Source organism: Dellaglioa sp. CoH-57-MRSF-16, from assembly GCF_056782055.1.
In genome coordinates this window covers 15,243-31,103 of record NZ_JBXAXZ010000008.1, presented here as the reverse complement: position 1 = coordinate 31,103, position 15,861 = coordinate 15,243, and the positions used below count along the sequence as shown (strand labels likewise).

Genomic DNA, 15,861 nt, shown 5'->3' with positions numbered 1-15,861 from the left:
ATACTGGGATAAAGCCATTTAGAAACATATTAAATTTTATATTATTTCATCCGTCAACTTGACAGGGCCTAGTACATTGTTGAAACTTTTTTTCATTATTTAATGTATCGAACTGCGGTACCATATGCGGCAACTGATTGCATATCTTGACCAATTGAACCGGAATCAAAACGCATCATAACAACTGCATCAGCACCCATGCTTACTGCATTGTCGCGTAAACGATCAATAGCAGTATCTCTTGATTCAGCCATCATTTCTGTGTAGGCCTTAATTTCGCCACCGACAATATTTTTAAGACTGGCACCAATGTTTTTGATAACATTTTTAGATTGTGTTGTAAGGCCAAAAACTTCCCCAATTACTTCATATTCTCTACCCGGAATACTTTCCGTTGTAACGACTAGAATTTTATCTGACATCTATAAAACCTCCCTTTATTAGTATCTTCATAGTAACATAGTTACTTTATAAGAGACTGCAGATTTGAACTGATTATTTTGTCTCTTGGAGGACTTTAATTGTTTTAACTTTAACATTAGTTGTAGGTTTATCACTTGAATTAACTGCAACTGCGGCAATTTTATCAACAACATCCATCCCTTTGATAACTTGACCAAAGACAGTATAAGTACCATCAAGTGAAGGTGTGCCACCATTTTTGTATGCATCAATAATTTTTGACGGTGTGCCATCTTTAATATCAGCACTGGTACTTACATCTTGGTTATTTTGAACAATGTAGAATTGACTACCAATTGAATCAGGTTCTGACGTTTGTGCCATCGCTAAAGCACCACGGATGTGGTAAAGGTTACTTGAAATTTCAGCACCGAATGTATGACCATAAATACTTTCGCCACCAGTACCATCCCCTTTAGGATCGCCACCTTGAATCATAAATTCGTTAATAACACGATGGAAGAGGGTATTATTATAGTACCCTTTTTTACTATGAGTAATAAAATTCTTCACAGCTTTTGGTGCATATTCCGGGAATAATTTGATTTTGATATTTCCCTTTGTTGTCTGAATATCTACGACAGCTTCTTTTTTTGTTACTTTTGAACTAAGTTGTGGTAGTTCAACGTTTGACGCTACACTTGATGAAGAAGTAGTAGTTTCCGTATCATTTGTTGTTTCTGCATTTTGATGGTAGAAGAAGAACCCAATTCCCCCAAGAATAATGATAATAATTACTGCAATTAAACCAATCATTTTTTTGTTTTTCATATTAACCCCAAACTTTCTTTATTTAATTACTCTAGTTTAACGTACGAGGTAGAAGTTATACAAGTCTTAACTTAAACATCCAGTTTAGCGCTTGTATATAGTCATTATGATTGTTATATTTAACATATATAAATGGGGATGACTCACGGTTAAATGAGGATTTAATACTTATATGAACGTTATCAATTGTGAACGATATAAAAATTTACATAGTTAGAGGATTACAATACAATTATCGAAATGGATTAGTCAGATTTTGTATTGTTAAGAAAAGTAGTAGGGGGTTACGTTTTGTTAGTTGGTAATAAATTGGGAAATTTAGATTTATACATAGAAAAAATAATAAATAATGTCATGGCAAGAGATGTGACTCGTGTCACAGAATCGGGGATGGCATAATGGTAAAACAAAATAAGAAAGATAAAGAAAGATGGCGTCATCGGCATCCGTGGATTTTTAGAGTTATTGCAATATTTGGTGTTTTATTTTTATTAGGAGTTACGACGATAAGTATTTATATTGCGACAGTTATTAAGTCCGTGCCAACAGTTACAAGTCAGGAATTAATATCTGATGCCAGTTCAAATATGTATGATAAAGATGGCCAGTTAATTTGGTCTTCAGCGCTGAATAAACGAGTTTATGTTAAGTCAAAAGACATTCCTGAAACATATAGTAATCTGTTATTAGCAACAGAAGATCAAACATTTTACAAAGACGCGGGATTTTCGCCCTCCGGCTTATTTAATGCGGGACTTTCTTCCATTAAATCAGCTGTAGGTAAAGGGTCAGCTCGAGGTGGATCAAGTATTGAGCAACAGTTAATTAAATTAACTGTTTTTTCAACGAGTAATAAAGATCGGACTGTAGACCGGAAAATAAAAGAATTTTTCTTAGCGCAACAGTTATACCATAATTATAGTAAGAAACAGATTTTAGAGTTTTATGTTAATAAAATGAGTCTAGGCGAAGGATCATATGGGGCACAGACCATTTCAGAAACGTATTTTGGTAAAACTTTAAAACAATTGAGTATTAGTCAACAGGCAATTATAGCTGGATTGGGCCAAGCCCCTTCTACCTATAATTTATATTCAAACCCTAAAGCCGTTCAAACACGCCGAAATATAATATTAAAAACAGGGCTTGAGAATAAGGTAATTACAAAGAAACAATATAAAATTGCTGTCGCAGAATCAGTGACAAAAGATTTACAGAAACGCCATTGGATGGAAAATTCTGTTACAAAAAAAATTCTTGAAAATAATGCTTATGTTACTTCTGCCTTAGAACAAGTTAGCGATAAAGGGTACGATTTAGCTAAAACTCCATTACAAATTACAACAGCGCTTGATTCAAAGCAAAATGCGACTGTTAAAAAATTAGCTGATAATAAAAAATATTATCAAAATTCAGCAGAACAATCTGCAATTACAATTACAGATCCTAAAACGGGGAATATTGTTGCTCAATATGGTGGACGTCATCAAAAAACTGCCTTCAGTTATAATCGGGCAATTTCTACGCAGCGTTCGTCAGGATCAGGAATTAAGCCACTATTAGATTATGGCCCTGCTATTGAATACTTTGGGTGGGCAACCACACATGCCTTAGATGGCACTTCATATACTTATCCGGGAACTAATCTTGTTGCTCAGAATTTTGATAAAGTGAGTTATAAATCAATAACGATGCAAAACGCATTACGAGTTTCGGCTAATACACCAGCAATTAGAACGTTAAATACTGTTGGGAGTGCGAAGGCTAGCCAATTTTTAGCACAAGTAGGGATGGCTCAAAATAATGCACCTGCGGGGTCGCAGGCTATTGGACTCGATGTTTCTACCGAACAAATGGCGACAGCATATGGCACCGTTTCAAATGGCGGAACCTATCATGCGGCTCGTTACGTCACAAGTCTAAAATTTTCAGATAATAGTGTTAAAAAATATGAGGTAAATAGTAAACGTGCTATGAAGGCCTCAACAGCATTTATGCTAACGTCAATGATGGAAGGCGTACCTAATGCCGGTGGGACAGCGCCTTCTGCAAGAATTGATAATGTTCATCAGGCAATGAAGACAGGGACCGTCGGTTATTCTGCTTCATCGGGATTTCCAGCGAATGCAAATATGGATGTCTGGATGAATGGGTTCACTAAATCAACTTCTATTTCGATGTGGTTAGGGTATGATGAACCAATGAAAAAAGGACATTATATTACTGATGCTGCATCTGCAATGACAAATGTTAATTTATATCGTGACCTAATGGTACATTTTTCAAAAGAAAAGAATGCTGATAATAGTGAGTGGACAAAACCATCAACTGTTATACAATTGTCAGGAACTGGTCTTGCAGCTCAATATGAACCTAACGATAAAGTAGTAACGTTAGGCGTTAAAGAGCCAGAAAAAATTGATGTAAAAAAAGCTAAAATATATAAAACGTATTTGTCTAAAAAGATTGCTGAGGACACGTTAAAAATAAAATTAGAGGATCCTTCATATCACAAGAAACCTGAAGCATATAAAATTGGTTCATGGGAGCAGTCAACTCAGAAAAAATTAAATAATGTTCAGAAAAAATTAGACAAGGCTAATGATGGCATTAAGGCGGCTAAAGAGACGTTAGAGGGTGAATAAAAATGGAACCGAGATCAAGAGGGACAAAGCAAACAGGAAAAAAAACTGTTAACCGAGAAAATAAAGCAGATTTTAAACCAGAACAAGCTAGTCATAAATCGATACGACAATTTTTAAAGTGGGCGTATCGTATTTTGTTGTTTATTGCGGTTAGCTTGAGTATTTGGAGCGTCTATACGGTTATCAATCGGTATCAAATTAGTCTTGATTGGTCCAAAAATGATAATTCAAAATTAACAATGGCAAATCAAACGCCAGACTCACTCTACGACTCTAATGTTAAGTCTAAAGAAGCAAAACAAAAGTTTAATGAAATTTATGCAGATAGTTACAACATTAAAACAGAGGAGTTAACGACTAAAGCAACTTCAAGTGAAATGAAAAAATTAGATGATACATTATCAAATATTTCTAAGAATTCACGTGCTGATTACCAGACAAAATATGATAATTTATTAAAAAAAGTGAAAGTGAATTCATTATACCAAGATGTATTTGTTAAGGATGATGAACAAACAGTTAAAGTAAATGTGACCCCTGGAACGATTCAAAAATTGAATAATGAACAATTTGGGTACATTAATCAGTTATTGATTAATTCTTCAAATAAAGATCAATTTGCCAATCGAATTTATACACTACAAAAAAATTTGGCAAAAGATGCAATAGCAATAAACGGTGTAATGTCCATTGCCATGAAGACAGCCACGTATGACCCTTTGTCAGGTAATGTAGAAATCTTGAAAAAAAGTACAAGTCAGCAAATAGATGACTATACGAATGCTGTCAGTAAATTACACTATTCATGGAATAATCTTGCCTTTTTAAATCAAATTGAAGAAGTGATAGCTAAAGATTTAGCCACACAGACAGAGCAGTATCAGGTATTTGATGATTATAAAAAAGATCTTTCAGATAAGAAACAAGCCGATAAAAAGTTGGTTTCACTTGAAGAAACTTTATCTCATGCATTAAAAAAACAGGCTGAAGATAAGAAACAAGCTGAAATTTATATAAAAGTTCCTAAATTTGGATCTCAATCGGAAGCGCAAAAGTGGGCCAACAAAAACCATATAGAAATTGTATTTGTACAGAAATGGTCTGGGAAAAACATGATATTATCGGAGCCGAGTGAAGGAAACTTACTTAAGCGAACAGATAAATTAAAGGTAATTATCCAACACCAAAGTTATAAGGGAACTTCAGCAAATAAAATTTACTCGGGAGCAAGTAAAAAGTCATCCAGCGCATCAAGCCAGGAGGCAAAGGCAAGTTCTGTAGAAGAATCAAGTTCAACGGATGAAACAAGCTCTAGTTTAGAAGCCGACGCGTCATCAGATACAGCCGTAAGCAGTTCAGAATCAAGTGCTATTAGTAGTAGTACAAGCCAGGTAAGCAGTTCATCAGCTACTAAAATACAGTAAAAGTAGTTACAATACATTAAAATTGATGGTATTAAAATATATTACGAAAAAAAACTAAAAATATTCATATTATTTAGTTATACTAATGGAATATAAGACCGCTCAAAGTAGCAGATAAGATTATGATTTTCATTAAATTGGAAATGAAAGAGGAATAATATGAAATTATTGATGGTAGAGGATAATAAGGCAGTTTCTGAAATGATGTCGATGTTTTTTCAAAAAGAAAAATGGGACGTTCAGTACGCTTATGATGGTAATGATGCTGTTGCTATGTTTAATGAAGATCCGGATAGTTGGGATATGATTACGCTTGATTTGAATTTGCCTGGTATGGATGGCATGCAAGTCAGTTCTACGATTCGAAAAGTTTCAGCTAATGTCCCCATTATTATTTTAACGGCACGCGATACCGAAAGTGATCAAGTTCTTGGATTAGAAATGGGCGCAGATGATTATGTAACAAAGCCTTTTAGCCCAATAACATTGATTGCTAGAATTAAGGCCCTTCACCGCCGGGCAGAAAAACCAAGTGTTGGAACTGACGATGAAACAGAAAATGAAAGTACTAGTTTTGATATTGTCACAACTCACTTTAAATTAAGTACAGCTCGTCGAGAAGCATACTTACAAGACGTTTTAATTCATGATTTAACACCAAAAGAATTTGATTTGTTGAAAACGTTGGCCAATAAACCAAAACAAGTCTTTTCAAGAGAAAAACTATTGGAATTAGTTTGGGATTATGAATTTTTTGGTGATGAACGAACAGTTGATGCACATATTAAAAAATTACGTCAAAAAATTGAAAAAGTGGGTCCACAAGTTATTCAAACGGTGTGGGGTGTCGGTTATAAATTTGATGACTCAGGAGCTGGTTACTAATGAAGCTACTTTATCAGCAAATGTTAGCATTCTTCGCGGTTATTATTACATTGGTCATTGTATTTGGCGCTTTATTTTTAAATTTCACGAGTGATATGGTCTATAAAAATACATGGACACAATTGGAAGGTTACTCGGATAGTTTAATGTCAGAATCAATGGTTTTAAAAACAACCGATTCAAAAACGCAATTTAATTTAAACTTAAATAATTTAAGAAATGCAGAATTAATTTTAAAAACGCAAAATGTTCGATTTACTATTTATACTAAAAAATCTAAAATTATCTATCCTGATAATGCGGTACAGGACAATATTACAAGTGAGCAGTGGAAAAAATTGGAAAATGGTGAAGTTGTTCACCGTACACCGCATATTAATAGACAATTAAAAACAGATATGAAAGCAATTAATATGACCGATATTTTGAAACCTTATTTTTATAATGGTAAATTATATGCGGTTATATCGGTTGGAGCCAATGTTTCTAATATTCAATCCAATATGAGTCAAATGACTCAGAATTTGGTTATTGCGTTTATTGTCTCTGTTATCGCTGGAATTATTTTGAGTTATCTTTTAGCGAGATACTCTGTTTCTAGAATTAATCGATTGAGACGTGCAACTCGAATGGTTGCTGATGGTAATTTTGATGTGCATATCGAAAGTAGACATCGAGATGAAATAGATGATTTGGCACAAGATTTTGATGGCATGGTTTCTTCATTGAAAGAATCAGAGAAAGAAATAAAACGTCAAGAAGAACGTCGTAGACAATTTATGGCTGACGCTGCACACGAAATGCGTACACCGTTGACAACTATTAACGGACTACTTGAAGGGCTAGCATACGATGCAATTCCAGAAGAGAGCAAAGGGAAGAGCATTGAACTAATGCAAAGTGAAACTAAGCGATTAATCCGATTAGTCAATGAAAATTTAGACTATGAAAAAATTAGGACAAATCAAATTACGCTAGCACCAAGTAATTTTGATGCGGTTATTGTTTTGAATAACATCGTTGAACAACTAACAAAAAAAGCAATAGAAGCCGACGATAAGATTGAATTAAGTGTTCCTAAAAACTTAATGGTTTTTGCGGATTACGATCGATTTGTGCAAGTTATTTTTAACATTACGCAAAACGCCATTCAATTCACTCAATCAGGAACGATTCATATTTCAGCTGAACGTGGTTACCATGAAAGTATCTTTAGGATTACTGATACAGGTATTGGCATGACAAAAGACCAGCTAGAAAATATTTGGGAACGTTACTACAAGGCAGATCCATCTCGTAAGAGTACTAAGTACGGAGAATCAGGATTGGGATTATCAATTGTTCATCAATTAATGCAACTTCATAACGGAAAAGTTGAAGTGATGAGTACTGAAGGAAAAGGGACAACGTTTACATTGACGTTTCCAAATCAAGAAAATGAATAAATAGTTAAAAAATTATTAAAGAATGATTTCTATATACAAATAGAAATCGTTCTTTTTTGTGATATAGATGTAATTCTGTTACACTAAAAAGCGGTTAATAAGATTATTAACTAAGTTTAATATTACAAAATTGTTAGGTTAGTATGACATAGATGAATGCTAAACGGGGGAAAAAAAGTGTATACTATATTCATTCTAAGGGGGATGTGATAAATATGAGCCAAAAATGGCATGATTTAAAAGAAAATGAAGTTTTTATGTTTATCGTTCGAACTGCCTTTTATTTTATTGTATTGGCGATGCTAGTTTACCTGTATTCATTTAAAGGTATAAGTAATGGTACGTTTATCTATAATGAATTTTAAAGGAGAGCAAAGACATGATAAAAAATGTAATTAATCAAATTGATATGATCGCAATGTCCGATCCCAATCGCATTGTTTACAATGATTTGGGTGAGACAAATACTTATCAACAGTTAAAAGAAAAATCTGATGCATTAGCATTGCATTTGATTGAATTAAATTTAGATAATAAACGTCCAATTATGATATATGGAAATCAAAAATTTAATATGCTAGTGGCTTTTTTAGGAAGCGTTAAAGCAGGGCACGCATATATTCCAATTGATTCGCACTCACCAGCTGAGCGTTTAGAGTCAATTCAAGAAGTTGCGAAACCAGTCGCTTGTATAGCTGTAGCAGAATTACCTGAAGTTAAACTCGATGTACCTGTAATTTTATCAACTGAATTAACAGAAATTATTGAGAATAATCAAGGGGTAGAAGTTCCTGATCCTAGTTTCCAAGTAACTGGTAAAGATAACTTCTATATTATCTTTACATCTGGTACGACTGGACAGCCAAAAGGGGTTCAAATTAGTCATGATAACTTGATAAGTTACGTGAACTGGATGATAGAAGATTTCTCTCTACCAGAACATCCCAATAGTCTATCTCAGGCACCATACTCATTTGATTTATCAGTAATGGACTTGTATCCTACATTAACTATGGGTGGTAAGTTATCTGTTTTACCTCAAGAAGTGACGGATAATTTCAAAGTTCTTTTCCAAACGTTACCTACTCTGGACTTACAAGTTTGGGTTTCAACACCATCATTTATTGATATTTGTTTATTAGAACCAACGTTTGATGATAAACATTTACCAGATCTTAGTCGATTCTTATTTTGTGGTGAAGAATTAACTCACAAAACAGCTGCAGCATTGAAGCAAAGATTCCCAATGGCTAAGATATTTAATACGTATGGTCCTACGGAAGCAACAGTTGCGGTTTCGAGTGTTGAGATTACTGATGCTATTTTAGAACAATACCCACGATTACCAATTGGTTATGCCAAATCAGATACAAAGATGGTTGTAGTTAATCCAGAAAATGAACTAGTACCAAATGGTGATGAAGGTGAATTAATTATTGCTGGACCTAGTGTCTCAAAAGGTTATCTTAACAATCCTGAAAAAACGGCCAGTGCTTTTTTTGAAATGGATGGCGTAGCTGCCTATCGAACTGGTGATGCAGCAATCATAAATTCTGAAGGGATGTTGTTATATCGTGGACGAATTGATTTCCAGGTTAAACTACATGGTTACCGAATTGAATTAGAAGAAGTTGACCATCATGTGTCATCGCATCCATTTGTAAAACAAGCAATCACTATTCCAAAATATAATAAGGATCATAAAGTGGTTCAATTAATTGCGTATGTTGTTCAAAATGATAATCCAGTTGAACGAGACTCAGAATTAACAGTTGAAATTAAAAAATACTTGTTAGATACAATGATGTCATATATGATTCCACAGAAGTTTGTTTATGTTGATGTTTTACCATTAACGCAAAATGGTAAAATTGATCGGAAAACACTAATAAATGAGGTGAATGCTTAATGGTATCATTCCAACCTTATGTCAATCCGATGTACTTTCTATATCTTATTGTTGTTTTAATTCCAATTATTGTTGGTTTGCTTAATGGTAAAAGATTTAGATTGTATGAAACGTTAATTTCATTACTCTTTATTTTCTTAATATTTGGCGGTCCAAAACTTCACGAAGGCTTTAATTTACTTATTTATATAATTTTTGAAGTCTTACTTATCGGTTTATACATGAATTATCGTAGTAAGTATAATCAAACGTGGGTTTTTATTATGGCTGTCCTTTTAGCGATAGCACCATTATCCATCGTAAAAATAACACCAGCCATTAATAATGGTATACCATCAATTATTGGCTTTTTAGGAATTAGTTATTTAACGTTTAAAGCGGTTCAAATGATTATGGAATCGCGAGATGGTAGTATTAAGAAATTTGATTTGATGCTAACCTTACAATTTTTATTGTTTTTCCCAACTATCTCATCGGGACCAATCGATCGTTACAGACGGTTTGTTAAAGATTATCAAAATGTCCCAAGTCGAGAAAAATATTTAGAAATGTTACAAAAGGGTGTATTTTACATTTTCTTAGGTTTCTTATATAAATTTTTACTAGCATACCTATTTGGTACGATGCTGTTACCTCACGTCGCACGTATTGCATTACTAGACGGTGGTATATCGTGGGCCTTAGTTGGTTACATGTACACGTACAGTATGGATTTATTTTTTGATTTTGCTGGTTATAGTTTATTCGCAGTTGGTATCAGTTACTTTATGGGAATTGAAACACCTCCTAACTTTAATAGACCTTTCATCGCACACAATATTAAAGACTTTTGGAATCGTTGGCACATGACACTTTCATTCTGGTTCCGTGATTTTGTTTATATGAGATTAGTCTTTTTTATGATGAAACATAAATTAATTAAAAGTCGAATAACAACAGCTATTGTTGGTTATTTTGGATTATTCTTACTCATGGGATTTTGGCACGGGGTTACTTGGTATTACATTGCCTATGGCCTATTCCATGCGATAGCTATCGTCATTAATGATGCATGGCTCAGATTTAAAAAGAAACATAAAACCAGTATTCCAAGTAATAAATTTACAGAAATTTTTGCAATCTTTATTACGTTTAACATCGTTTGCTTAAGTTTCTTAATCTTTTCAGGATTTTTGGACAAACTATATTTTTCATAAAATAGATAATTAGAGGAGAATTGATATGAACACAAAAGATAAAGTTTTAGATATATTAGAAGAGACAACAGGTAGCGCAGAAGTTAGAAATAATTTAGATTTAAATGTTTTTGATGAAGGCCTATTAGATTCAATGGGTTCAATTCAATTAATCTTAGAATTACAAAATGAATTAGGTGTTGATATTCCAATTTCAGAGTTTGAACGTTCTGAGTGGGCAACACCAAATTTAATTATTGCAAAAGTAGAAAGCTTGATCTAAATGGGATTGAAAAAGAAGTTATTCATGATCATTGGGCCTGTTGTTTTGGCTGTTGCATTACTATTAGCCATACTACTTGCACCAGTCAATTATAATTTCAGTTCTGCAAAAACTGAAGAAAAAGCAGCAGTATCGCAATCTACTTTAATTTTAAAGGGCTCTGCTATTCGTCAAAAGGCATTAGATGATGGTTATGTGGCATTTATCGGTTCATCCGAATTTTCACGGATGGATTCGATGCATCCTTCAGTTTTAGCGAAAAAATATAATCGTTCATATCGTCCATTTTTAATGGGAACTGGTGGGACACAATCGCTTAATCATTATTTTTATTTACAAGGTATCAAAAATCAATTAAGAAATAAAAAAGCAGTTATGGTGGTATCACCACAATGGTTTGTTCCTAATGGTGTAAGAAAGCAGGTATTTAATAATTTTTATTCACCATTACAAACAACAGAGTGGTTACTATCTGCAAATGCTAACAGCCTGTCAGATCGTTATGCTGCCAACAGATTTATTACTTTAATGTCTGGTGAAGGAAATGAATCTGTACTGAATGCAATGCATAAAATTGCTGAAGGACAGTCGTTATCTGAAGCGGATGCTACGATGCTTCGCTTGAAATTAACGATTTTGAATCATGAAGATCAATTATTCTCAGGTTTTCCGATGGCCGATCGAACACAGACTATCGACAAACAAACTAAGAACCTTCCAGCAAAATATGATTTAAATAAATTAAATATTCTTGCCGGTAAATATGGTGCTAAATGGACAACCAATAATGATTTTGCAATCAAAAATAGTTATTGGGATAAAAATAAGCTTAACAAAAAAATTGGTAAGCTTGCAGGTACACAGACTAAATTAAATTATGATCATTCTGTTGAATTTTCAGATTTCCAATTAATTTTAAATCAGTTTGCTAAAGAACATACTGACGTCTTGTTTATTATTCCACCTGTAAACCAACGTTGGGCAAGTTATACTGGACTATCGTCGAAGATGCTAGCTAACTTTGATGGTAAGGTTACAAAGCAATTGAAATCCCAAGGATTTAATAAAATTGCTGATTTCAGTAAAGATGGTAATGAAGAATACTTCATGGAAGATACGATTCATTTAGGTTGGAAAGGTTGGGTTGCGGTTGATAGTTATGTGAACCCATTCCTGACTCAAAAACAAGTTAAACCTAAATATCATTTAAATAATTATTATTACTCAGAAGATTGGCAACAAGAATAAAAAATAATTGGAATAAACCCTTATTGCATATGCAATGAGGGTTTATTCTATTATAGGAGATTCTGCAAAGGGAATGATTTGCGGTTGAGTAAGTAACTCTGTCTGTTTAGTTGTGATAATAATGCTTAAATCTAATTGGCAGGTTAATTCTGTGACTAAATCAATGAAGAATCTTGTTTCTATTATTGAAAATTCATCAATTAAGCCTGATAAAATGATCACCGAATAATCGTTTAAGATAGCTCTAAAAATTAAAATAAGTGTTTCATCAAAGTGACTTAAATCAGTCGTTTTTTTGTTGATAAAATTCGGTGAATAGTGGTGAAAATATTGTCCATAAATTAATTTTGAAATAGTTTTATATGTTTTTTTGTGCTGTTTCTTAGATGTTAAACCCATATTTTGTGTGATAGTTAGATAAGGAACTATTAAGCTTAGTTCTTCAATTGTGATTAAAGTAACTAAATTTGAATTAATAAAGTCTTGATTTTCAAGTTGATTTACGAATTCAAATGATTTATCTAAAATGATTGAAACCGAATGGGTAGGGAATAATGAGGTTAATGATTGAGTTGTATTAGTGTATTTTTTTAGTTGCATTGTGATGCCTCCTATAATTTAATGAGATGAGTTACGGGTAGAGAATAAGACAGATAGGAATGAAATAAGGCTAATAGTTATACCGCCAGCAAATAGATATGCAGAATTAATGAATGATTCTTGCGAGATTAATGTACTAAATTGTACGTTTGTAGAGGAAATTAAAAAATTCCCATTAAAATTGGTTAATTTATGTGACAGTAATTCTAATAACTCAGAGGATATTTCTGAGGGAGAAAGTTGCATAGCTAATGAATGGGTTAGCCAATAAATATTTAGTTCTCTCAGCAATGAAGTATAGTTATTTTTAAAGAAGAAAATTAAAATTATCACTAAAATTAATGCTGCTATAAAGATAATAAGGACTTCAAGAGCGAATGCAAATGCGACTTTAGGCTGACTTTCGCCGATATTGTGTAAACTAAGATATTCGTTGATACGCTTGTTGATGATTTTTTTATAAACAACAATACTGATAGTAATACCCGCTATCAATAACCCAATAATAATAGGGTAGATTAGGCTGACTTGTTGTTTATGAATATCTGTTAAGACACTAAGTAAATTAGAACTAGATGTACTATTAACATTAATATGAGCAAGCATTTTTTTAAAACTTTTAAATGATTCAAATGAAATTTGATTAAATAATAAGTTTGAGAGACCGATTAGTATTGTGAAAAAAAATATGATAAATAACCCAACTGTTTGTTTCTTATGATAAAAAATACTAGATAATGATTGTAGAATTAAAGACATAATGACACCTCTTCGATTAATCTATATGACTAATTTTAAATAATAGTTATGAACATTATGTGAAGTTGTTTAGAATAAAAAAATAAACGTTACCGAAATTTATTTTTCGGTAGCGTTTATTTTGAACTGGTACTTGAACTTGAACTTGTAACAGTTTTTGAAGAAGAACTTGCAGTTGGTGCCTTTAATTCAGGAGCATCTGTTTGATATAAGGTTGTTGTCGACTTATTGCCATGTTTTGAATAGAGGCTTGTCGAATTGTTTTTAAGCGTTTCTTGTAATTTTAGTAATTTACTATATTGATTCTTATAGTTATAGTCACTTGGTTGCGTTGGCTTAAAATTCTTTGGTGTATAGTAACGTAATAAGTTTTGATTATTGACTGTATCCGATAAATTTAGTTCGGTACTGACTTTTGTCTGATCTTTCTTTATTGTTTCCTTAACAATTTTAGAAGGGTGCGTAACTTCTTTACCTGTTACATTATCATAAATTGTAGAATCTAAAACAGTATAATTAGGTGTAATGAAGTTTTCATTTCTAAACGCAACTGTCTGATCGTGATTCTTAGAAAATAAATCTGTCCCAAATTGAACATATGATGACGAATCTAGGCCTAATAAGTGAAGAAGGGTAGGTAAGACATCAACTTCACCACCATATTGATTTTGGATGCCACCATTTTTACTTCCAGGAATATTAATCATAAATGGAACACGTTGTAATTGTGTATTATCAAATGAGCTCCATGTTTCGGATGATTTACCAAGAAGTTTAGCAAGCTTCACATTTCTTGAATTTGAAATACCGTAATGGTCACCATAGAGGACAACCATTGTATTATTAGATAATCCAGATTTTTTTAAGTATGTGAAAAATTCTTTAACTGATTCGTCTAAATAATGAGCCGTTTGGAAGTAATTATTAACAGACGTATCACCTGTATCTGGAACTTCAAAGTCTTTATTTTTTGAATCAATATCAAATGGGAAATGATTTGACACGGTAATGAATTTTGCATAAAAAGGTTGCTGTAATTTTTCTAAATATTTAACTGAATCATTGAATAATAACTTATCTTTTAGACCGTATTCTAGAGTGTTATTTGCAGACGTATCATAATAACTTGAATCAAAGAAGTATTGGTATCCCATACTTTTATAAACGGAATCTCTGTTCCAAAATGATCCAATATTACCGTGGAAAACAGCACTAGAATAACCAGCGGTTTGATTTAAGATAGCGGGAGCTGCTTCAAATGTATTTTCGGATCCAAGAGATGTGAAAACAGATCCTTGAGGTAATCCATAGATACTTGTTTCTAAGAGATTCTCAGCATCAGATGTTTTACCTTGTCCGACTTGATTGAAAAAATTAGGAAAACTATAAGTTTCTTTACCATTGTATAGAGAATTTAAGAAGGGTGTGACTTCTTTTCCATTCACCTTAAAGTTAATTAAAAATTGTTGAAAACTTTCTAAATGGAGCACAATAACATTTTTACCTTTTGCGATACCATACATATTTGGATTAGGTGCTGCATAATGTGACTTTGTAAAATCAAGGACATCATTTAAATCAGAACTTTCAGCAGTATCGCGAACCCGATTGTTTTTAACTGTTTTGAAACTGTCGTAGACGGTATATGAATCAATTCCTAAGTATTTAACAATATAATTACGATCAAACGTTCTCGTAATTAATTGTGGTCGGTCAATTTCGCCTAATGTTAAACTTGCCAATGTTAGCATTATTGAGAATGATGTAATTGCAAACGCGTTAAGTTTACTGAATGGTCGAGTGTTAAATTTTAAATAGCGAGTTAAGAATAAGCAAATAATAAGCACTAAGTCAATGACGTAAAAAATATCGTGTGGTTTCATTAAAGCAAAAGAGCTGCCACTAATACCTTCAGAAACTTTAGAATAACCTAACATTGTATTAATTGTCATAAAATCAGTAAATTCTCGATAATAAATAACATTAAAAAATAGTAATGCTGAGTTCGCAATGTAAATTAAAAACATAGTCAAATATGAAATAACTGGTTTTTTAATGTATAATGCAAGTCCGAGTAGTAGCATGGTTGTGCCAAGTGGATTTAACAAAAGGACAAAGTATTGATAAATTCCTGAAACACCAAGGTTAAAATCAATAAGATATGCAGTAATTGTTTTTAACCAGAAAAGAAACAGAAGTAGGGTGAAAAATCCAAGCTTTGTGTTTAGAAATGTTCTAAATCGTTTGAGTGTCTG

Annotated in this window: 14 protein-coding genes; 9 read left to right on the top strand and 5 right to left on the bottom strand. The window is 32.7% G+C overall.

Translation table 11 applies throughout. The features are described from left to right. Window positions 1-95: 95 nt before the first annotated feature. Both AC1RPH_RS07215 and AC1RPH_RS07210 read right to left on the bottom strand, forming a co-directional pair. Entirely contained in the window at window positions 96-422 is a 327-nt protein-coding gene (locus AC1RPH_RS07215; protein WP_409022267.1) for a heavy metal-binding domain-containing protein, read from the bottom strand. 73 nt (window positions 423-495) lie between these two features. After that, entirely contained in the window at window positions 496-1,233 is a 738-nt protein-coding gene (locus tag AC1RPH_RS07210; RefSeq protein ID WP_481761937.1) for a peptidylprolyl isomerase, read from the bottom strand. 398 nt (window positions 1,234-1,631) lie between these two features. Here AC1RPH_RS07210 and AC1RPH_RS07205 point away from each other — a divergent pair, with 398 nt between their 5' ends. From AC1RPH_RS07205 to dltD, 9 genes are all read left to right on the top strand, one after another. Continuing rightward, on the top strand, window positions 1,632-3,878 hold the full coding sequence (locus AC1RPH_RS07205) for a transglycosylase domain-containing protein (RefSeq protein ID WP_481761936.1): 2,247 nt from the start codon (window positions 1,632-1,634) through the stop codon (window positions 3,876-3,878). A 2-nt stretch (window positions 3,879-3,880) separates the two neighbouring features. Then, window positions 3,881-5,302, top strand: a complete 1,422-nt coding sequence (locus AC1RPH_RS07200) for a hypothetical protein (RefSeq protein ID WP_481761935.1) — start codon at window positions 3,881-3,883, stop codon at window positions 5,300-5,302. A 159-nt stretch (window positions 5,303-5,461) separates the two neighbouring features. Further along, entirely contained in the window at window positions 5,462-6,187 is a 726-nt protein-coding gene (locus AC1RPH_RS07195; protein WP_481761934.1) for a response regulator transcription factor, read from the top strand. Further along, complete coding sequence (locus tag AC1RPH_RS07190; protein WP_481761933.1) at window positions 6,187-7,632, top strand: sensor histidine kinase; 1,446 nt, start codon at window positions 6,187-6,189, stop codon at window positions 7,630-7,632. Before AC1RPH_RS07195 ends, AC1RPH_RS07190 begins: the two co-directional genes overlap by 1 nt. A gap of 152 nt (window positions 7,633-7,784) precedes the next feature. Continuing rightward, a complete protein-coding gene (locus AC1RPH_RS07185) occupies window positions 7,785-7,997 on the top strand; it encodes a teichoic acid D-Ala incorporation-associated protein DltX (protein ID WP_481761932.1) in 213 nt (70 codons plus the stop codon). Between the two features lie 14 nt (window positions 7,998-8,011). After that, window positions 8,012-9,541 (top strand): D-alanine--poly(phosphoribitol) ligase subunit DltA, encoded by a 1,530-nt coding sequence (gene dltA, locus AC1RPH_RS07180; protein ID WP_481761931.1) that lies wholly within the window; start codon window positions 8,012-8,014, stop codon window positions 9,539-9,541. Beyond that, complete coding sequence (gene dltB, locus AC1RPH_RS07175) at window positions 9,541-10,737, top strand: D-alanyl-lipoteichoic acid biosynthesis protein DltB (protein WP_481761930.1); 1,197 nt, start codon at window positions 9,541-9,543, stop codon at window positions 10,735-10,737. The genes dltA and dltB overlap by 1 nt, the downstream gene beginning before the upstream one ends. Before the next feature lie 25 nt (window positions 10,738-10,762). Next, on the top strand, window positions 10,763-10,999 hold the full coding sequence (dltC, locus tag AC1RPH_RS07170; RefSeq protein ID WP_481761929.1) for a D-alanine--poly(phosphoribitol) ligase subunit DltC: 237 nt from the start codon (window positions 10,763-10,765) through the stop codon (window positions 10,997-10,999). A gap of 24 nt (window positions 11,000-11,023) precedes the next feature. Next, on the top strand, window positions 11,024-12,247 hold the full coding sequence (gene dltD / locus AC1RPH_RS07165; RefSeq protein ID WP_481761928.1) for a D-alanyl-lipoteichoic acid biosynthesis protein DltD: 1,224 nt from the start codon (window positions 11,024-11,026) through the stop codon (window positions 12,245-12,247). A gap of 42 nt (window positions 12,248-12,289) precedes the next feature. Here dltD and AC1RPH_RS07160 read toward each other — a convergent pair whose 3' ends face one another. From AC1RPH_RS07160 to AC1RPH_RS07150, 3 genes are all read right to left on the bottom strand, one after another. Next, entirely contained in the window at window positions 12,290-12,847 is a 558-nt protein-coding gene (locus AC1RPH_RS07160; RefSeq protein WP_481761927.1) for a hypothetical protein, read from the bottom strand. An 18-nt stretch (window positions 12,848-12,865) separates the two neighbouring features. Then, window positions 12,866-13,606: a hypothetical protein gene (locus AC1RPH_RS07155; protein WP_481761926.1), complete on the bottom strand. Its 741-nt coding sequence runs from the start codon at window positions 13,604-13,606 to the stop codon at window positions 12,866-12,868. Between the two features lie 116 nt (window positions 13,607-13,722). After that, window positions 13,723-15,633 carry an LTA synthase family protein gene (locus AC1RPH_RS07150; protein ID WP_481761938.1) on the bottom strand — a complete coding sequence of 637 codons (1,911 nt, stop codon included), beginning with the start codon at window positions 15,631-15,633 and terminating at the stop codon, window positions 13,723-13,725. Window positions 15,634-15,861: the final 228 nt, after the last annotated feature.